The sequence below is a fragment of the Serratia sp. CY52157 genome, assembly GCF_052168495.1.
In the GTDB taxonomy this organism is placed as follows: domain Bacteria; phylum Pseudomonadota; class Gammaproteobacteria; order Enterobacterales; family Enterobacteriaceae; genus Serratia; species Serratia ureilytica.
In genome coordinates, this window is the sequence record NZ_JBJNMO010000010.1 from 1 (window position 1) to 18974 (window position 18974).

Here is an 18974-nt window from a genome sequence, read left to right on the forward strand (position 1 = left end):
GGCGGCAATAGCGCGGTGGTCCCACCTGACCCCATGCCGAACTCAGAAGTGAAACGCCGTAGCGCCGATGGTAGTGTGGGGTCTCCCCATGCGAGAGTAGGACACTGCCAGGCATCAAACAAAGCTGAAAGCCCTGAACTGACGTTCAGGGCTTTTTGCTATGCGTAAAACGCAAAAAAGCGCAGCTACGCTGCGCCTTTCAACCACTCGACAATAAAGTCGGCGATGCTTTCCGGTTGATTGAGATCCAGCTGCTTAGCCGAAATGGATAGCGGTCGATCGCTGGCTACCGCGACGACAAACTGATCCAGCATGTCTTCCAACGGCCTGCCGATCTCGGCCCGATAAAGCAGGATCTTGCTGACCGGCTCATGTTTGAACCCTTCCACCAGAATCAAGTCGACCTTATCGGCGTCAAAGCGCCCAGCCAGATAGCGCAGATCCAAAGGTTGTTGCTCCGGCGTTTCGGTCATTAATGCCCAGCGACGATCGCTGGCGACCAGCGTTTGCTCGGCGCCTGCTTTACGCAGCTCATAGCTGTCTTTACCCGGCGTATCCACATCCATGTCGTGATGCGTATGTTTGATCAGTCCAATCCTTACCTGGCGTTGTTTCAGCAACGGGATCAGCTGTTTGAGCAGGGTCGTTTTCCCCGTTCCGCTGTAGGCGCCGATGGCCAGCAAGGGAGGCAATGAACGATTCATTTTTTGAGCTCTCGCGTTTGTTGCCAATTCAGGCAGTCAGCCGGCGTATTCAGGTTATGAAATGCCGCTTGCTGCCCGTTGAACACTACGCGTTGTGCGCCAATTTGATGCAAGAACAGCATCAGCTTGCGTTCACCGCGCGCCAGATAGTCGGCCAGCTGCGGCGCTATTTGGCTATGCAGTAACGCCAGCGTGGGGTGATCTCGTTCACCATCGCTGGCAAAGGCCGCCTGCGCCGCGCCTTTTTGCTGCCATAGCTGAGCGACTAAGTCGGCGGGAAAGTCGGGGACATCACAAGGGACGAAGACCACCCATTCGCTGGGAGCCTGTTTGAGCCCGGCCAGCATGCCTGCCAGCGGCCCGGCGAAATCGGGCGTCAGATCGCCAATCACCGGCAAACCGCTCGCCTGGTAACGTGCCTGATTGCGATTGGCGCTGATGGCGACGGAAGCCACCTGCGGGCGTAACCGAGCCAATACGTGTTGATAGAGTGCGATCCCGCCAATCGACACCAGGCCTTTGTCTTCACCGCCCATGCGCGTGGCCCGTCCGCCGGCCAAAATGACGCCGCTGATTTCTTTATGCATCTCGTTTATCCCGCCTTGTCGATGCGCTGATTGTAGCGCTAAAGCCGGCGCGACATCAGGATTTACCTTTATTGACAAGCCGGTTCTTTCACTGCGTGGGTAAGCCTGTTACTTTGTGAGTTTATTCATGCTATTGGACGATATTGAGATGAAAACGCATCGCGTAAACGAGTTGATCGAGCTGTTGCACCCGGCCTGGCAGGAAGATCCCGATCTCAATTTGATGCAGTTTTTGCAAAAGCTGGCGAAGGAAGCGGGCTTCCAGGGCGAGTTGTCCGAGTTGAGCGACGATATTCTTATTTACCATCTGAAAATGCGCGGCAGCGCCGGCACAGATCAGATCCCGGGCCTGAAGAAAGATTACGAAGAAGATTTTAAAACGGCGTTGCTGCGTGCTCGCGGCGTTATCAAGGATTGATCCTCGTGCGGTGCGAGAAAGCATAGCGCGTGAAATGCGCCATTAATGCTACTATTTCTCATTCCCGGCACCGTGCTGTCAGCGATCAAACGAACGTTATGAATAACTCAGCTTTTAATTTCGACACCCTGTCGCCCGATTTGATCATGGACGCGCTAGAAGGGATTGGCGTGCGCGTCGATTCCGGCCTGACGGCGCTGAACAGCTATGAGAACCGCGTCTATCAGTTTATGGACGAGGATCGTCGACGCTACGTGGTGAAGTTTTACCGACCGGAGCGCTGGAGCGCCGCACAAATCGGTGAGGAACATCAGTTCGCTCTGGATCTGGCCGGCGCGGAGATCCCGGCGGTGGCGCCGTTGGCGCTGCAAGGTGCTACGCTGCATACGCACGGCGGTTTTTTCTTTGCCCTGTTCCCCAGCGTGGGGGGCCGGCAATACGAGATAGACAATCTGGAGCAGTTGGAATGGGTAGGCCGTTTTCTGGGGCGTATCCATCAGGTCGGCGGCGAGCGTTTGTTTGCCGAGCGTCCAACCATGGGGATTGAAGAGTATCTTGTTGCCCCGCGTCAGGCGCTGGCCAATTGCGAGCTGTTGCCGGCGGCTCAGCGTGATGCCTTTCTGCAGGCGACGGATAACCTGATTGCGGCGATCAAGCCACACTGGAATCTGAACTGGCAGCCGCGGCGTTTGCACGGCGATTGCCATCCGGGCAATATTCTGTGGCGCGATGGCCCGCTGTTCGTCGATCTTGATGACGCGCGCAACGGCCCTGCGGTTCAGGATCTGTGGATGCTGTTGCACGGCGAACGTCGCGACCAACTGATGCAGCTGGACGTTTTGCTGGAGGCGTACGGCGAATTTGCCGAGTTCGATCAGCGCGAGCTGGCGTTAATTGAGCCACTGCGGGCGATGCGTATGGTGTATTACCTGGCCTGGGTCGCTCGCCGTTGGCAGGATCCGGCCTTCCCTAAGAGTTTTCCGTGGATGGCGGAGTCTGATTTCTGGTTATCTCAGACTGCGGCGTTTAATGAACAGGTTAAGCTGTTGCAGGAGCCTCCTCTGCAGCTGACGCCAATGTATTGAAGCTTTAACACAATGGAGAGTTTAGTCTTATGAAAAAAATATGGTTGGCGCTCGTTGGCATGGTGATGGCATTCAGCGCCTCGGCGGCACAGTTTAGCGATGGCACTCAGTACGTGACCCTGGACAAGCCGGTGACCGGTGAGCCGCAGGTGCTGGAGTTCTTCTCCTTTTACTGCCCACACTGCTACCAGTTTGAGCAGGTCTATCACGTGTCCGAGAACGTAAAAAAAGCGTTGCCTGCCGGCACCAAAATGACCAAGTACCACGTGGAGTTCCTGGGGCCGTTGGGCAAACAGCTGACTCAGGCGTGGGCGGTCGCGATGGCGCTGGGCGTGGAAGACAAAGTAAGCCCGCTGATGTTTGAAGCGGTGCAGAAAACCCAGACCGTGCAAACGCCGGACGATATCCGTAACGTCTTCGTGAAAGCGGGCGTAACCGCCGCAGATTATGACGCGGCCTGGAACAGCTTCGTGGTGAAATCTCTGGTGGTTCAACAGGAGAAAGCCGCAGAAGATCTGCAGCTGCGCGGCGTGCCGGCGGTATTCGTCAACGGCAAATACATGGTTAAAAACGATGGCCTGGACACCAGCTCGATGGACGCTTACGTGAAGCAGTTCGCCGATGTGGTTAAATTCCTCAGCCAGCAGAAATAAGCCTGATTCAACATGAAAAACGCCGGCATCGCCGGCGTTTTTTTATCCGTATTGCCGCTTCAATTTATCCAGCAACCGGTCTTTTTCCTGCCACAGCGTATTCAGCCACAGCTGGAAGCGCCGCTTGAACTGTTTATCGTTGAAATAATCACCGTGCAGGGTTTCATCGATCGGTAGCGTCTCTATTCTCACCACGATACGCGTCAGGCGGCCGCACAGCATATCCAGAAAGGGCCGCTGGTTATTTTCCGGATAAAGCAGGGTGACGTTCAACACTTTGTCGAACTGATTGCCCAGCGCGCTAAGGGTAAACGCGATGCCGGCAGCTTTGGGCGCCAGCAAATTGCGATAAGGTGAATTGCTTTTAATTTTCTTGGCTTCGGTGAAGCGTGAGCCTTCGACGAAATTGACGATGGTGGTTGGGCGCTGGCGGAATTTTTCGCAGGAACGGCGCGTCGTTTCGATATCCTTGCCGCGTTTTTCCGGGTGCTTGAGCAAATAGGCGCGGGAGTAACGCTTCATGAATGGCATGTCCAGCGCCCAGCAGGCCAGGCCGACAAACGGCACCCAGGCGAGCTGCTGTTTGAGGAAATACTTATTCATTGGAATATGATTTCTGAACAGCACGCATAACACGACAATGTCTGACCAACTTTCGTGGTTGCTGATCAGCAGATACCAGTTTTTGCGATCCAACCCTTCCAGACCTTCAATATCCCAACGCAATTGCCCGTTAATGCGCAATAACAGCGCCAGCCCTTGGCACCAACACCACATCATGAAATCGGCGAAAGCCGAGATATATCGCCAAACGGCGGGAATGGGCACCACGAGTTTCACGATGCCGGCCAGCGTGATGGGGATGGAGCATAACACCGTCACCAGAATGGTAAGTATGACGGAAATGATAAAGATAACAGGCGTTAACAATCTTGGCATGATTATGGGCTGACGGTTGGTGGGAACATCGTTGCATGCCAAAGCGCATGAACAAAAACGCATTTTAACAGAAATCGCCGGGGTAAAGCGCCGCTTAAAATCACTGTTTTTCGTCTCATCGGATAACCATTTGCTGAGTTTTCGTGCAACTTGTCCAGCTTGTGCTATGGTAATTGAGGCGCCGAATTTGATTAATAGTGCGATTAAAATCCGGCGAAAGTTATATCCACAAATCCAATGAAAGCCAATAATTAAGCGTCGCCGGAATTCGTTCTTTTAACGCGGTGATTTAAATAGGAATTTTATTCGCCGTTATAACGATAATCGCAGCGTTATAATTCGGTCTCTTTTCTATGCACAAAGTTATCCACAGGTAAGATCTTGCGGATCCTCGCGCACAATCACATCATTTTCGTCCGCAATGCACGCTAAGGTTCGTCTCCGGCGGCCAGCTATGGCATGCTTACCCCTATGTCCGATCACGATAAAGAAACGCTATGGCCCAGATTGCAGAAAACCCACTAATCCTGGTTGACGGTTCCTCTTACCTCTACCGCGCTTATCACGCCTTCCCGCCGCTGACCAATTCGGCGGGCGAGCCGACCGGCGCGATGTACGGCGTGCTGAATATGCTGCGCAGTCTGCTGTTGCAGTATCAACCGAGCCACGTTGCCGTGGTGTTTGATGCCAAAGGGAAGACCTTCCGCGATGATCTGTTCGCTGAATACAAGTCGCACCGGCCGCCGATGCCGGACGATCTGCGCGCGCAGATCGAGCCGCTGCACAACATGGTCAAGGCGATGGGCCTGCCGCTGTTGGTGACGCCCGGCGTAGAGGCGGATGACGTCATCGGTACGCTGGCGCTGGAGGCTGAAAAGGCCGGCCACGCGGTGCTGATCAGCACCGGCGACAAAGACATGGCGCAGCTGGTGACGCCGAACGTCACCCTGATCAACACCATGAACAACACGATCCTCGGCCCGCAGGAAGTGTGCGACAAATACGGCATTCCGCCGGAGCTGATCATCGACTTCCTGGCGCTGATGGGCGATTCATCGGACAACATTCCCGGCGTGCCGGGCGTGGGCGAGAAAACCGCCCAGGCGTTGCTGCAGGGTATCGGCGGCCTGGATGCGCTGTACGGCAATCTGGATAACATCGCCACGCTGAGCTTCCGCGGTGCCAAAACCATGGCGGCCAAGCTGGAACAGAATAAAGAGGTCGCGTACCTCTCCTATAAGCTGGCGACGATCAAAACCGACGTCGAGCTGGATCTGACCTGTGCGGACCTGACGGTCTCCGCGCCGGATGTCGACACGCTGCAACAGCTGTTCAAACAGTACGAGTTCAAACGCTGGCTGGCGGACGTAGAAGCCGGCGTCTGGTTGGAAAACAAGAAAGGCGCGGGTGCGAAAGCTGCCGGCGCCGCCAAACCAGCCGTAGCCGCGGAAGCGCCGAAAGCGCTGGCGGAGGCCAAGCTGTCTCAGGACGGTTATGTCACCATCCTGGACGAAGCGACCTTTACCGACTGGCTGGCGCGGTTGAAAAAAGCCGACGTGTTTGCCTTCGATACCGAAACCGATGGCCTGGATACCCTGACCGCCAATCTGATCGGCCTGTCCTTTGCGATCGCGCCGGGCGAAGCGGCTTATTTGCCGGTGGCACACGATTATCTGGATGCGCCGGCGCAGCTGGATCGCGCTTACGTGCTGGAGGCGCTCAAGCCGCTGCTGGAAGACGAGAAAGCGCTCAAGGTCGGGCAAAATCTGAAGTTCGACATGAGCCTGCTGGCGCGTTACGGCATCGAGATGCGCGGCATCGCCTACGACACCATGCTGGAGTCCTATGTGCTGGACAGCGTCGGCGGCCGTCATGATATGGACAGCCTGGCCGATCGTTATCTTGGCCACAAAACCATCACCTTCGAAGAGATCGCCGGCAAGGGCAAGAACCAGCTGACGTTCAATCAGATCGCGCTTGAGCAGGCGGCGCCATACGCTGCCGAAGACGCCGATGTCACGCTGCAGCTGCATCTGGCGATGTGGCCGCAGCTGAAACAGAGCGCGGAACTGCTGACGGTGTTCAACGAGATTGAAATGCCGCTGCTGCCGGTGCTGTCGCATATTGAACGCACCGGGGTGCTGATCGATCCGGCCATTTTATCGGCCCACTCCCAGGAGCTGGCCAAGCGTCTGGCTGAGCTGGAGGCGCAGGCCCACGAGCTGGCGGAAGAGCCGTTCAACCTGGCGTCGACCAAGCAGCTGCAGGCTATCTTGTACGAAAAACAAAAGCTGCCGGTGCTGAAGAAAACTCCGGGCGGGGCGCCATCCACCAACGAAGAAGTGCTGGCCGAGCTGGCGCTCGACTACCCGCTGCCGAAGGTGATTCTGGAATACCGCGGTTTGGCGAAGCTGAAGACCACCTATACCGACAAGCTGCCGCTGATGATCAATCCGGTCAGCGGGCGGGTGCATACCTCGTATCATCAGGCGGTGACCGCCACCGGCCGTCTCTCCTCGAGCGATCCGAACCTGCAGAACATCCCGGTGCGCAACGAAGAAGGGCGGCGCATTCGCCAGGCCTTTATTGCGCCGGAAGGCTACCGCATTGTCGCGGCCGACTACTCGCAGATCGAGCTGCGCATCATGGCGCATCTGTCTCAGGATGAAGGGCTGCTGAAGGCCTTCGCCGAAGGGAAAGACATTCACCGCGCCACGGCGTCGGAAGTTTTCGGCGTGCCGTTGGATAAAGTGACCGGCGAGCAGCGCCGCAGCGCCAAGGCGATTAACTTTGGTTTGATTTACGGCATGAGCGCCTTCGGCCTGGCGCGTCAGCTGGGGATCCCGCGTGGGGAAGCCCAGCGCTATATGGATCTCTACTTCGAACGTTACCCGGGCGTGCTGGATTACATGGAGCGCACCCGTCAGCAGGCTTCCGAGCAGGGCTATGTCAGCACGCTGGACGGCCGCCGTCTGTATCTGCCGGACGTCCGCTCCAGCAACGCCATGCGCCGCAAGGCGGCCGAGCGCGCCGCCATCAACGCCCCGATGCAGGGCACGGCGGCCGATATCATCAAGCGTGCGATGATCGAGGTCGACGCCTGGCTGCAGGGGCAGGAGAAGCCGTTGGTGCGCGCGATCATGCAGGTGCACGATGAATTGGTGTTCGAGGTGCACGAGTCGGTGATCGACGAAGCCAGCCAACGTATCCGCCAACTGATGGAAGGCAGCATGACGCTGGCGGTGCCGCTGAAGGTCGATGTGGGCGTCGGCATGAACTGGGATGAGGCGCACTGATCGTCGGGTTATCGCCGTATGCGCTAACTGGCGAGAAGCTAAGCACTTTTCGTAATTAAGCTACAAGATGCGGTGATAGTTTCCCCAACTTCGCCGTTCTTGCGTCTCAAGTTGTGTAAGTAAACTACAAAAAATTCTTTTGCCCTGCGAAAAAATGATGTAGAGTTACAGGCGTAGGGTACAGAGGTAAGATGTTCTATCTTTCAGACCTTTTACTTCACGTAATCGGATTTGGCTGAATATTTAGCCGCCCCAGTCAGTATTGACTGGGGCGTTTTTTATTGTAAAAACAGCAGCAAACCATACGTTTTTCCTATCGCTCGGCCCCGACTTTCATTTCAACTTCCGCTCCCTCAATCCGCGTAATTCGGCGAAACAAGCCCGTTTTGGCGATAAGTCTTTATGATGGCTTTATTTCAAAAATGTAATTAGATAACGAAAAATCCCGCCTGCGGCCGATCTGCGGGCATAAAAAAGCCGATGCGGCGAGGCATCGGCTCAAACGTGCGATCAGGGCTTATTCGCCGATGTCTTCTTCCGGCAGCACTTCCGGCGGGATCTCGTTAAACCAGGTGTCCAGCTTCTGGCGCAGCTTGTCGACGCCGATCTTTTTCAGCGATGAGAAGGCTTCGACCTGGATATCCCCCATAAACGGCAGCACCGCTTCACGCACCATGTTGAGCTGCGCCTTGCGTGCGCCGGAGGCCAGCTTGTCGGCCTTGGTCAGCAACACCAGCACCGGCGTGCCGACGTCGACCGCCCACTGGATCATCTGTTGGTCGAGATCTTTCAGCGGATGGCGGATATCCATCAGCACCACCAGCCCTTTCAGGCTGTTGCGCATCTGCAGGTATTCGCCCAGCGCGCGTTGCCATTTGCGCTTCATTTCTTCCGGCACTTCGGCGTAGCCATAACCCGGCAGGTCAACCAGACGAATGCCGTCTTCCACTTCGAACAGGTTAATCAGCTGGGTGCGCCCCGGTGTCTTACTGGTGCGCGCCAGGCTTTTTTGGTTGGTCAGCGTATTCAGCGCGCTGGATTTACCGGCGTTGGAACGGCCGGCAAAGGCGACTTCAATTCCTGCATCCCCCGGAAGATGGCGAATATCGGGTGCGCTGGTGACGAAATGGGTCACATGATAGTTGTAGTTCTTGCTGGTCAAAATTTTTCGTCTCCGTGAGGATGGCTAACTGGTTGGCGATTATAACTGCATCAGCGGTAAAAATGGCGTGTTTCTCCGTTTTTAAGCGGCGGGGCGCGATAAAACGACGGTTAAGCTGCTCGTACGTTGTGAGACATTTGCCATTCGAATCGCGGGTAATGTCGCTTTATTCGAAAGCGACATTTCTGTTTCTTTTTTAAAAACAATGTGTTGTTTTTTCGTTGTGTGGAAATGTCAGTCAAATCGGCCTCCGGTGCCTTGAGCCTTCGCAACAATAACGTAAAGTACTCGTTAACGCAGGGTTGCGCAGGATTAGGGAACATCCGGGAAGGATGACAAATCTCAGGGAATGCACAGGGCGTGCAATGAGTGCCAGGATGAACGCAAAAGGAAGTGACCCTTTCGCACCGGAATAGGCGGCAGGCACATCGGATGGTGAAGTATCGGCAGTTTGGATGCCCGCAGGAAGCGCGCTCGGGAAGAGCGGATGCGAATGGATTGCGCCACGGACGATTTTCCTTTCAGGATGAAGGACGTAGTGGCAGGGAATGCGGTTATAGCAGAAGGAAAAACCGGGATGTTGCATGTACGCAAGGAGCGCGTAACAGGAATACCCTTCGCAAGAAGGTGCGAAATAGGCGGCAGGTTTAACCTGCCGCCTTTTTTCTTTGTCCGCTTTCTGCTAGATTCCGCCGCAATTCTATACTGAATCTACATACCTAAGAGCACACGCTATGAACCAGCCATCAAAAGCACCTCGCGGCAGCGCGGCGAAGTCAAAAACGAAAAAGAAAAGCCGTATGGAGCTCGATCAGGAAGCGCGTGAGCGCAAACGCCTGAAAAAACGCCGCGGTCACGCTTCCGGTTCACGCACTCAGGTCGAGTCCGGCAGCCAGAAAAACAAATCGGCGGCGGAAGCCAAAGATCCGCGTATCGGCAGTAAAGTGCCGGTTGCGCTGGTGGTCGACGAAACCAAAGTGAAGGCCAAACCGCAGCCGAAGCCAAAGGCTGAAGCAAAACCGCGCCTGTCGCCGGAAGAAGAGCTGGCGAAGCTGGAAAATGACGAACGTCTGAACGCGCTGCTGGATCGCATCGACGATGGCGAAACGCTGAACGCGCAAGAGCAGGCGTATGTTGACAAGACGCTGGATCGCATCGATGTGCTGATGGACGTGCTGGGCATCGAGCTGGGCGATGAAGACGACGAGGAAGAAGAAGAGAAGCAGGAAGATATTCTGAAGCTGCTGAAAGGCGGCAACCCGAAGGACGCTTTTTAACGCGCCATGTGGCTGATCCCGACAATAGCCCTACTCTTGATGTGTTATCTGCTGTGGTTATTCGGTAAACTATGGCGGCTGTCTAAGCGCAAAGCGCGTTTTCGCAGCGCTTCCGTGGCCAGACAGCGCAGACAACCGCCTCTCTCCCGGCCCGGTAGAAAAAGATATCGGAAGGAGTGAGCATGTCAGAGCAGACGATTGTCTGGGATTTGGCCCTGATCCAAAAATATAACTACTCAGGGCCGCGTTATACCTCATACCCCACGGCGCTGGAGTTTAACCAGCGCTACGACGAAGCGGCGTTTCAACGCGCCGCGGCGCGCTACCCTGAGCGCCCGCTGTCGCTGTACGTGCATATCCCTTTCTGCCATAAGCTGTGCTACTTCTGCGGCTGCAACAAACTGGTGACGCGTCAGACGCACAAGGCCGATGAATACCTGAATGTCCTGGCGCAAGAGATCGCCAGCCGTGCGCCACTGTTCGCCGGCCGCAATGTCGGTCAGATGCATTGGGGCGGCGGTACGCCAACCTATCTGGACAAAGCGCAAATCAGCCGGCTGGTGGCGCTGCTGCGCGAACATTTTGATTTTCTGCCCGATGCGGAGATGTCGATCGAAGTCGATCCGCGCGAGATAGCGCTGGATGTGCTCGATCATTTACGCGCCGAAGGCTTTAACCGCCTGAGCATGGGGGTGCAGGATTTCAACAAGCAGGTGCAGGCGTTGGTCAACCGCGAGCAGGATGAAGCCTTTATCTTCGCCCTGATCGAGCGGGCCAAAGTGTTGGGCTTTCGCTCGACCAATATCGATCTGATCTACGGCCTGCCGAAACAGACGCCGGAAAGCTTCGCCTTCACGCTGCAGCGGGTGGCTGAACTGAATCCCGATCGCCTCAGCGTGTTCAACTACGCGCATATGCCGAATTTATTCGCCGCCCAGCGCAAAATCAAAGACGCCGATCTGCCCAGCGCGCAGCAGAAGCTGGATATCCTGCAGCAGAGCATCGCGTTCCTGACTGACGCCGGCTATCAGTTTATCGGCATGGATCACTTTGCACGCCCGGACGATGAGCTGGCGATTGCGCAACGCGAAGGCAAGCTGCACCGCAATTTCCAGGGCTACACCACCCAGGGCGACAGCGATCTGCTGGGGTTGGGCGTGTCGGCCATCAGCATGCTCGGCGACAGCTATGCGCAGAACCAGAAAGAGCTGAAGCGTTACTATGAGAGTGTACCGGCTCAGGGCAACGCCCTGTGGCGCGGGTTGGCGCTGACGGACGACGATTGCCTGCGGCGCGATCTGATCAAAACGTTGATCTGCAACTTCCGGTTGGCGTATCAGCCACTTGAACGGCAATACGGCATCGATTTCACCGCTTACTTTGCCGAAGACCTGCAGCTGCTGGCACCGTTTGAACGCGATGGGCTGGTGGAGCGCGACGAGCAAGGCATTCGCGTCACGCCGCGCGGGCGGTTGCTGATCCGCAATATCTGCATGTGCTTCGACCGCTATCTGCGGCAACAGGCGCGCAGCCAGCAGTTCTCTCGGGTGATCTGAGGATGAAAAAACAGCCGCTGATGCGGCTGTTTTTTTAACTGAAGAAGTTAATCAGCGCGGCGCACAACACCGCGGCGACCGCCGCCTGCGGGGTGTGGCTGGCGGCGGAGCCCAGCTCCGCGCCCTGAGAAATGAACACGATGAATGAGTCCAGCATCGTCAACCTCCAGAGTGTGCGACACGATCATACTGCGCCCGCACCGGCTGTAAAGTCTGCGGTTGGCGTTTTTTTGTGCGCTGGGCTGCGTTTTTTATCATCAACCTCAGCGCCTATTCCATGCCCAGTTCTTTGAGCTTGCGGGTCAGGGTATTGCGGCCCCAGCCCAGCAGGCGTGCGGCTTCCTGTTTGTGCCCCTGGGTGTGACGCAAGGCGGTGGTGAGCAGTGTACGCTCCATCTCCGGCTGCGCTTCCGACAGCAGATTTTGATGACCGGAACGCAGCGCGCGATCGGCCCACTGCGCCAGCAGCGTGGCCCAGCTGTCCGGCAGGCTGTGGCTGGGGCTCTCCGGTGCGGCGGTTTCGAACAGTTCGCTCGGCAGATCCTGAATCAGCACCTCTTGCCCGGCGGCCATCACCGTCAGCCAGCGGCAGGTATTCTCCAGCTGGCGCACGTTCCCCGGCCAAGGCAGGCGGGTCAGCGCGGTTTCGGTTTCCGGATGCAGGTTCTTGGCCTCTACGCCCAGCTCCTTGGCGGCGATCTGCAGGAAGTGGCGCGCCAGCCGCGGGATGTCTTCCCGACGCTCGCGCAGCGGCGGCAGGTGTACGCGGATCACGTTCAGGCGGTGGAACAGATCCTCGCGGAACTTGCCTTCCTGTACCCGCAATTCCAGGTTCTGGTGCGTGGCGGCGATGATGCGCACGTCGACCTTCACCGGCGCATAGCCGCCGACCCGGTAAAACTGGCCGTCCGCCAGCACCCGCAGCAGGCGCGTTTGCACGTCGAGCGGCATATCGCCGATCTCGTCGAGGAACAGCGTGCCGCCGTCGGCCTGTTCAAAGCGTCCCTGACGGATTTGGTTCGCGCCGGTGAAGGCGCCTTTCTCGTGGCCGAACAGCTCGGACTCGATCAGATCCTTGGGAATAGCGGCCATGTTCAGGGCGATGAACGGCGACTTGGCGCGCGGGCTGTGGCGGTGCAGCGCATGCGCCACCAGCTCTTTGCCAGTGCCGGATTCGCCGTTGATCAGCACGCTGATCGACGAACGTGACAGCCGGCCGATGATGCGAAACACGTCCTGCATCGCCGGCGCTTCGCCGATGATGTCCGCCGCCGGATCGCTGGCCGGCTGGCTGCGCACCGGCTGCTGCTGCTCTTGATAATGGCTGATGGCGCGCTCGACCAGCGCCACCGCTTCGTCGATGTCGAACGGTTTCGGCAGGTAGTCGAAGGCCCCTTGCTGATAGGCGCTGACGGCCGCGTCCAAATCCGAATGCGCGGTCATGATGATCACCGGCAGCATCGGGTGGCGCTGTTTGATCTGCTTGAGCAGCGCCAGACCATCGATGCCCGGCATGCGGATATCGGACAGCAACACGTCGGGAGTTTGCGTGGCCAAGGCTTCCAGCACGTCATTGCCGCCTTCGAAGGTGGCGCAGCTCAGGCCCGCGCCGGTGAGCGCGCGCTCAAGCACCCAGCGGATGGAGCTATCGTCATCGACGATCCAGACTATCCCTCGTTGCATAGCAAACCTCACTGACGAATGGGCAGGTAGACCGAGAATTCGGTATGACCTGGCCAACTGTTGAATTCAATTTTTCCGCAATGCTGATCGATCAGATTGCGGGCGATGGATAATCCCAGGCCGGTACCGCCTTCACGGCCGCTGACCATCGGGTAGAACAGCGTGTCCTGCAGCTGCGCCGGCACGCCGGGGCCGTCGTCTTCGACGTCGATACGCGCCGCCAGGCGGTAGCGGGTGCCGTGCAACGTAATCTGAAACGCGGTGCGGGTGCGCAGCGTGATGGTGCCGCCCGCCTCGCCCAAGGCCTGCAGCGCATTGCGGGTGATGTTCAGCAGCACCTGTTCTATCTGATCCGGGTCGTGGGCCATTTCCGGCAGGCTGGGATCGTAGTCGCGCACCAGCGTGACGTTATCCGGCATTTCCAGCGACACCAGCTGGCAGACGCGCTCCGCGACCTGATGGATGCTCTGGGTGATGTGCTGACCGGGGCGCTGCGGCCCGAGCAGACGATCCACCAGATTGCGCAGCCGATCGGCCTGCTCAATGATCACCTTGGTGTATTCGGTCAGCGCCGGATCGGGCAGCGCTTTGGCCAGCAGCTGTGCCGCGCCGCGCAGGCCGCCCAGCGGGTTTTTAATCTCGTGCGCCAAACCGCGTACCAGATCGCGGGCGGCCACCTGTTGGGCATGCTGCAGCTGTTCCTGGCTCAGGCGGCGCTGATTGTCCATCGGTGCCAGCTCGACCAGGATATAGCCTTCCGGCAGCGCCTGAGCGGTCAGGGAAAGAATATGCGCGCGGCCATCGACCACCAGGGTCACTTCGTTGTCGGTGAAGCCCTGACCAGCGCGCAGGCTTTCACGCATCAGAGAGACGTTCAGCGAAAAATAGCCGAGCAGGTCGGGCAGCGGCGTGCCGAACAGCTTGCGGGAGCTTTGCGCCAGCAGCTGCTGTGCCGCAGGGTTGGCGTAGTGAACCGCCAGTGAGTCATCCAACAGCAGGATGCTGTTGATGAGTGAATTGAGGATCTGCCCAGCATCGGGCAGCTTGCCAGTTGCCATACAGCAGACTCCTGCACCTTTTTAGTGCATCTATCCTACTCCATCCGGGATCGGCGCGGTATGGAATAGTTTTGCAGAAAATACGGTGGAGAAAAAAACCCATCCGAAGATGGGCTGAAAGTTTCCACGGCAACAAAAAAGCGATAACAAAAATTGTGGGCGCCGTCCGCCTTTGCAGACGGCGCGGGTAGGGCTTAGACGCTGTAGTACAGTTCGAACTCGACCGGGTGTGGCGTCATGCGAACGCGGTCCATTTCTTCTTTGCGCAGTTCGATGTAGGCATCGATCGCATCGTCGGTGAACACGCCGCCGCGGGTCAGGAACTCGCGGTCTTCGTTCAGCGCGGCCATCGCCTCGTCCAGCGAGCCGGCCACTTTTGGGATCTCGGCTTCTTCTTCCGGCGGCAGGTCGTACAGGTTTTTGTCCATGGCGTCGCCAGGGTGGATCTTGTTGATGATGCCGTCCAGGCCGGCCATCAGCAGTGCGGCGAAGCACAGGTATGGGTTAGCCGCCGGATCCGGGAAGCGGGCTTCGATGCGGCGCGCTTTCGGGCTGGCGACCACCGGGATGCGGATGGACGCGGAGCGGTTACGGGCGGAGTAGGCCAGCATCACCGGCGCTTCGTAGCCCGGCACCAGACGTTTGTACGAGTTGGTGGTCGGGTTTGCCAACGCGTTGATCGCCTTGGCGTGCTTGATGATGCCGCCGATGTAGAACAGCGCGGTTTCAGACAGGCCGCCGTATTTGTCGCCGGCGAACAGGTTGGTGCCGTTCTTGGACAGCGACATGTGGCAGTGCATGCCGGAACCGTTGTCGCCGAACATGGGTTTCGGCATGAAGGTCGCGGTTTTACCGAAGGCGTGCGCCACGTTGTGCACCACGTACTTGTAGATCTGAATTTCGTCGGCTTTCTTGGTCATGGTGTTGAAGCGGGTCGCCACTTCGTTCTGACCGGCGGTCGCCACTTCGTGGTGGTGCGCTTCAACCACCAGGCCCATCTCTTCCATGGTCAGACACATGGTGGAACGCAGATCCTGCGAAGAGTCGACCGGTGGAACCGGGAAATAACCGCCTTTCACCGCCGGACGGTGGCCTTTGTTGCCGCCGTCGTATTGGGTGCCGGAGTTCCAGGCGCCTTCGATGTCGTCGATGGCCACGTGGGAACCGCGGATGCTGCTGCCGAAGCGGATGTCGTCGAACAGGAAGAACTCAGGCTCTGGCCCGAACAGCACGGTGTCCGCGATGCCGGAGGAGCGCAGGAAGTCTTCGGCGCGTTTGGAGATGGAGCGCGGGTCGCGATCGTAGCCTTGCATGGTGCCCGGCTCGAGAATGTCGCAGCGAATGATCAGCGTAGGTTCTTCGAAGAACGGATCCAGAACCGCCGTGCTGGCATCCGGCATCAGTACCATGTCAGATTCGTTGATGCCCTTCCAACCACCGATAGAGGAGCCGTCAAACATTTTGCCTTCTTCGAAGAAGTCGGCGTTTACCTGATGAGCCGGGATAGTCACGTGCTGTTCCTTACCCTTGGTGTCAGTGAAACGCAGGTCTACGAATTTCACTTCATGCTCATTCAGCATCGTCAAAACGTGTTCAGCGGACATACTTAACTCTCCCGGTTTATCATTGTCGTCGTCGTGGAACGAATCTGTGGAACTGGCTTTTTTTCGCCTTGAAAAGACTAAAGCGAAAAGCGTGCCAACTTTTTAAAAAGGCTTTCATCGCCTTTCTGCGCGGGTTTTACCCAGACACAGTATGCACCATCAGCGATAGTTTGCACTGTTATGGTGCAATAAGCGTGGGGGTGGGCACTGAAATGGTGCAAAAGTGCAACGATTGCGGCTTTTTGCACCGTGAAAGGGATCACAAACTGACCGGTACGCGGTTGTTTATAAGAGATGGTTGTGATCTTGTTTAGTCCCTCGCTTAATACGTGTACAATAGCGCGCTATTTCTAATGCCCGAGGCAAAGCTGTGATCGAAAATTTGCGTAACATCGCCATTATTGCCCACGTTGACCATGGTAAAACCACCCTGGTTGACAAGCTGCTGCAACAATCCGGTACTTTCGGAGAGCGTGCGGAAGCCACCGAACGCGTAATGGACTCCAACGATTTGGAGAAAGAGCGTGGGATTACCATCCTCGCAAAAAACACCGCCATTAATTGGAATGGTTACCGCATCAACATCGTGGATACCCCAGGACACGCCGACTTCGGCGGTGAGGTAGAGCGCGTGATGTCGATGGTTGACTCGGTGCTGCTGGTTGTGGATGCAATGGATGGCCCTATGCCGCAAACCCGCTTCGTGACCAAAAAGGCGTTCGCCAACGGTCTGAAGCCGATCGTGGTAATCAACAAGGTTGACCGCCCTGGCGCGCGCCCTGACTGGGTTGTGGATCAGGTGTTCGACCTGTTCGTGAACCTCGACGCGACCGACGAGCAGCTCGACTTCCCGATCATCTACGCTTCTGCGCTGAACGGCATCGCCGGCGTCGACCACACCGACATGGCGGAAGACATGACCCCGCTGTATCAGGCGATCGTCGACCACGTGTCTGCGCCGCAGGTTGAGCTGGAAGCGCCATTCCAGATGCAGATCTCCCAGTTGGACTACAACAACTACCTGGGCGTTATCGGCATCGGCCGCATCAAGCGCGGTAAAGTGAAGCCGAACCAGCAGGTCACCATCATCGACAGCGAAGGTAAAACTCGCAACGGTAAAGTGGGTAAAGTGCTGGGTCACCTGGGTCTGGAGCGTATCGACAGCACCCTGGCGGAAGCGGGCGACATCATCGCCATCACCGGCCTGGGCGAGCTGAACATCTCCGACACCATCTGCGACACCAACGCCGTAGAAGCGCTGCCGGCGCTGTCCGTCGACGAACCGACCGTAACCATGTTCTTCAACGTCAACACCTCGCCGTTCTGCGGTAAAGAAGGTAAGTACGTGACGTCGCGTCAGATCCTTGACCGTCTGAACAAAGAACTGGTGCACAACGTGGCGCTGCGCGTTGAAGAAACCGACGATGCTGACGCCTTCCGCGTATCCGGTCGTGGCGAGCTGCACCTGTCGGTGCTGATCGAAAACATGCGCCGTGAAGGTTTCGAGCTGGCGGTTTCCCGTCCGAAAGTTATCTTCCGCGAAATCGATGGCCGTAAGCAGGAGCCATTCGAGAACGTGACGCTGGATATCGAAGAGCAGCATCAGGGTTCCGTGATGCAGGCGATGGGTGAGCGTAAAGCCGACCTGAAAAACATGGATCCGGACGGTAAGGGCCGCGTACGTCTCGACTACGTGATCCCAAGCCGCGGTCTGATCGGCTTCCGTAACGAATTCATGACCATGACTTCGGGTACCGGTCTGCTGTACTCCACCTTCAGCCACTACGACGACGTGCGTCCGGGCGAAGTGGGCCAGCGTCAGAACGGCGTGCTGATCTCCAACGGCCAGGGCAAAGCGGTCGCGTTCGCGCTGTTCGGCCTGCAGGATCGCGGCAAGCTGTTCCTGGGCCACGGTGCGGAAGTGTATGAAGGCCAGATCATCGGTATTCACTCACGTTCCAACGACCTGACCGTAAACTGCCTGACCGGTAAGAAGCTGACCAACATGCGTGCTTCCGGTACCGACGAAGCGACTACCCTGGTTCCGGCCATCAAAATGACCCTGGAGCAAGCTCTGGAGTTCATCGATGACGACGAACTGGTAGAAGTGACGCCAACCTCGATCCGTATCCGTAAGCGTCACCTGACGGAAAACGATCGTAAGCGTGCCAGCCGCGGTCCAAAAGACGCTTAATCGCTGATTGAGTGTCTCATGCTTAGGGCGCGGCTCTCGCGCCCTGAGTTTTTTCCTCTGTTGTTCCCCGTTTGTGCGGCGCGCTATGCGCTTTTCCGTTCGCTCCCTGTTCAGCTGTTCCTTTTCCCGCTACAGTGAAATCTCACCGGCCCATCAGGAGAGGACTATGCTGTATATCTTTGATTTAGGTAATGTGATCGTCGATATCGATTTCAAGCGTGTGCTGGGCGTGTGGAGCAATTTGAGCGGCACGCCGTTGGCGGTGTTGTCCGATCGTTTCACCATGGGTGAGGTGTTCCAGCAGCATGAGCGCGGTGAAATCAGCGATGAAGACTTCGCCGGCAAACTGTGCGATGAAATGGGCATCGCGCTCAGCTTTGAGCAGTTCGCCACCGGTTGGCAGGCGGTATTCGTCGCGCTGCGCCCGGAGGTGATCGACATCATGCAGCGCCTGCGCAACGAAGGTCACCGGGTGGTGGTGCTGTCGAACACCAACCGTCTGCACTGCAATTACTGGCCGCAGCACTATCCTGAAGTGGCCGCCGCCGCCGATCATCTCTATTTGTCGCAAGATCTCGGCATGCGCAAACCTGAAGCTGACATCTACCGGCATGTGCTGGCTGCGGAAAACACCGCCGCCGCCGACGTGGTGTTCTTTGACGATCACCCGGCGAACGTCCTCGCCGCGCAGGCGCTGGGGATCAAGACGGTGCACGTCACCGATCGCGACGTGGTGCCGGCCTATTTTGCTCAATGAG

General features: G+C 57.4%; 17 protein-coding genes and 1 rRNA gene. 10 read left to right on the forward strand and 8 right to left on the reverse strand.

Translation table 11 applies throughout. The annotated features are described in order from the left end of the window. A 5S ribosomal RNA gene (gene rrf / locus ACJ8IP_RS23045) occupies nucleotides 1-113 on the forward strand; the annotation flags it as partial. 72 nt (nucleotides 114-185) lie between these two features. On the opposite strand, the gene mobB is transcribed toward rrf, so the two are convergent. Further along, nucleotides 186-704, reverse strand: a complete 519-nt coding sequence (gene mobB / locus ACJ8IP_RS23050; RefSeq protein WP_033652270.1) for a molybdopterin-guanine dinucleotide biosynthesis protein MobB — start codon at nucleotides 702-704, stop codon at nucleotides 186-188. Next, complete coding sequence (mobA, locus tag ACJ8IP_RS23055) at nucleotides 701-1291, reverse strand: molybdenum cofactor guanylyltransferase MobA (protein WP_147881324.1); 591 nt, start codon at nucleotides 1289-1291, stop codon at nucleotides 701-703. Before mobA ends, mobB begins: the two co-directional genes overlap by 4 nt. 148 nt (nucleotides 1292-1439) lie before the next feature. Here mobA and ACJ8IP_RS23060 point away from each other — a divergent pair, with 148 nt between their 5' ends. From ACJ8IP_RS23060 to dsbA, 3 genes are all read left to right on the forward strand, one after another. Further along, on the forward strand, nucleotides 1440-1709 hold the full coding sequence (locus ACJ8IP_RS23060) for a YihD family protein (protein ID WP_004931268.1): 270 nt from the start codon (nucleotides 1440-1442) through the stop codon (nucleotides 1707-1709). A 98-nt stretch (nucleotides 1710-1807) separates the two neighbouring features. Continuing rightward, nucleotides 1808-2794 carry a serine/threonine protein kinase gene (locus tag ACJ8IP_RS23065; RefSeq protein ID WP_147881325.1) on the forward strand — a complete coding sequence of 329 codons (987 nt, stop codon included), beginning with the start codon at nucleotides 1808-1810 and terminating at the stop codon, nucleotides 2792-2794. 29 nt (nucleotides 2795-2823) lie between these two features. Beyond that, nucleotides 2824-3447, forward strand: coding sequence for a thiol:disulfide interchange protein DsbA (gene dsbA, locus ACJ8IP_RS23070; protein WP_025304721.1), 624 nt, complete (start codon nucleotides 2824-2826; stop codon nucleotides 3445-3447). A 42-nt stretch (nucleotides 3448-3489) separates the two neighbouring features. Here dsbA and ACJ8IP_RS23075 read toward each other — a convergent pair whose 3' ends face one another. Beyond that, nucleotides 3490-4386 (reverse strand): acyltransferase, encoded by an 897-nt coding sequence (locus ACJ8IP_RS23075; RefSeq protein WP_033645170.1) that lies wholly within the window; start codon nucleotides 4384-4386, stop codon nucleotides 3490-3492. Between the two features lie 497 nt (nucleotides 4387-4883). Between ACJ8IP_RS23075 and polA the strand changes: the two genes are divergently transcribed. Next, nucleotides 4884-7682 carry a DNA polymerase I gene (polA, locus tag ACJ8IP_RS23080; RefSeq protein ID WP_108682217.1) on the forward strand — a complete coding sequence of 933 codons (2799 nt, stop codon included), beginning with the start codon at nucleotides 4884-4886 and terminating at the stop codon, nucleotides 7680-7682. Nucleotides 7683-7873: 191 nt separating this feature from the next. Further along, nucleotides 7874-7921, forward strand: coding sequence for a spot 42 RNA, inhibition of DNA synthesis (locus tag ACJ8IP_RS23085; protein WP_071892919.1), 48 nt, complete (start codon nucleotides 7874-7876; stop codon nucleotides 7919-7921). 278 nt (nucleotides 7922-8199) lie between these two features. On the opposite strand, the gene yihA is transcribed toward ACJ8IP_RS23085, so the two are convergent. After that, nucleotides 8200-8844 (reverse strand): ribosome biogenesis GTP-binding protein YihA/YsxC, encoded by a 645-nt coding sequence (yihA, locus tag ACJ8IP_RS23090; protein ID WP_004931258.1) that lies wholly within the window; start codon nucleotides 8842-8844, stop codon nucleotides 8200-8202. Between the two features lie 734 nt (nucleotides 8845-9578). Here yihA and yihI point away from each other — a divergent pair. Both yihI and hemN read left to right on the forward strand, forming a co-directional pair. Continuing rightward, a complete protein-coding gene (gene yihI, locus ACJ8IP_RS23095; RefSeq protein ID WP_015379455.1) occupies nucleotides 9579-10121 on the forward strand; it encodes a Der GTPase-activating protein YihI in 543 nt (180 codons plus the stop codon). 182 nt (nucleotides 10122-10303) lie between these two features. Continuing rightward, nucleotides 10304-11677, forward strand: a complete 1374-nt coding sequence (gene hemN, locus ACJ8IP_RS23100; protein WP_164107311.1) for an oxygen-independent coproporphyrinogen III oxidase — start codon at nucleotides 10304-10306, stop codon at nucleotides 11675-11677. Nucleotides 11678-11711: 34 nt separating this feature from the next. Here the strand turns inward: hemN and ACJ8IP_RS23105 are convergent, their stop codons facing one another. The 4 genes from ACJ8IP_RS23105 to glnA form a co-directional block, all read right to left on the reverse strand. Beyond that, entirely contained in the window at nucleotides 11712-11834 is a 123-nt protein-coding gene (locus ACJ8IP_RS23105; protein ID WP_015379453.1) for a YshB family small membrane protein, read from the reverse strand. 113 nt (nucleotides 11835-11947) lie between these two features. Then, complete coding sequence (glnG, locus tag ACJ8IP_RS23110; protein ID WP_025304716.1) at nucleotides 11948-13360, reverse strand: nitrogen regulation protein NR(I); 1413 nt, start codon at nucleotides 13358-13360, stop codon at nucleotides 11948-11950. An 8-nt stretch (nucleotides 13361-13368) separates the two neighbouring features. After that, on the reverse strand, nucleotides 13369-14418 hold the full coding sequence (gene glnL / locus ACJ8IP_RS23115; protein ID WP_004931246.1) for a nitrogen regulation protein NR(II): 1050 nt from the start codon (nucleotides 14416-14418) through the stop codon (nucleotides 13369-13371). 194 nt (nucleotides 14419-14612) lie between these two features. Then, nucleotides 14613-16022, reverse strand: coding sequence for a glutamate--ammonia ligase (gene glnA, locus ACJ8IP_RS23120; protein WP_033645173.1), 1410 nt, complete (start codon nucleotides 16020-16022; stop codon nucleotides 14613-14615). A 370-nt stretch (nucleotides 16023-16392) separates the two neighbouring features. On the opposite strand from glnA, the gene typA reads away from it, so the two are divergent. Further along, nucleotides 16393-18216 carry a ribosome-dependent GTPase TypA gene (gene typA, locus ACJ8IP_RS23125; protein WP_004931243.1) on the forward strand — a complete coding sequence of 608 codons (1824 nt, stop codon included), beginning with the start codon at nucleotides 16393-16395 and terminating at the stop codon, nucleotides 18214-18216. 166 nt (nucleotides 18217-18382) lie between these two features. Next, nucleotides 18383-18973, forward strand: coding sequence for a glucose-1-phosphatase (gene yihX, locus ACJ8IP_RS23130; protein ID WP_033652265.1), 591 nt, complete (start codon nucleotides 18383-18385; stop codon nucleotides 18971-18973). The last annotated feature ends 1 nt before the right edge of the window (nucleotide 18974 follow it).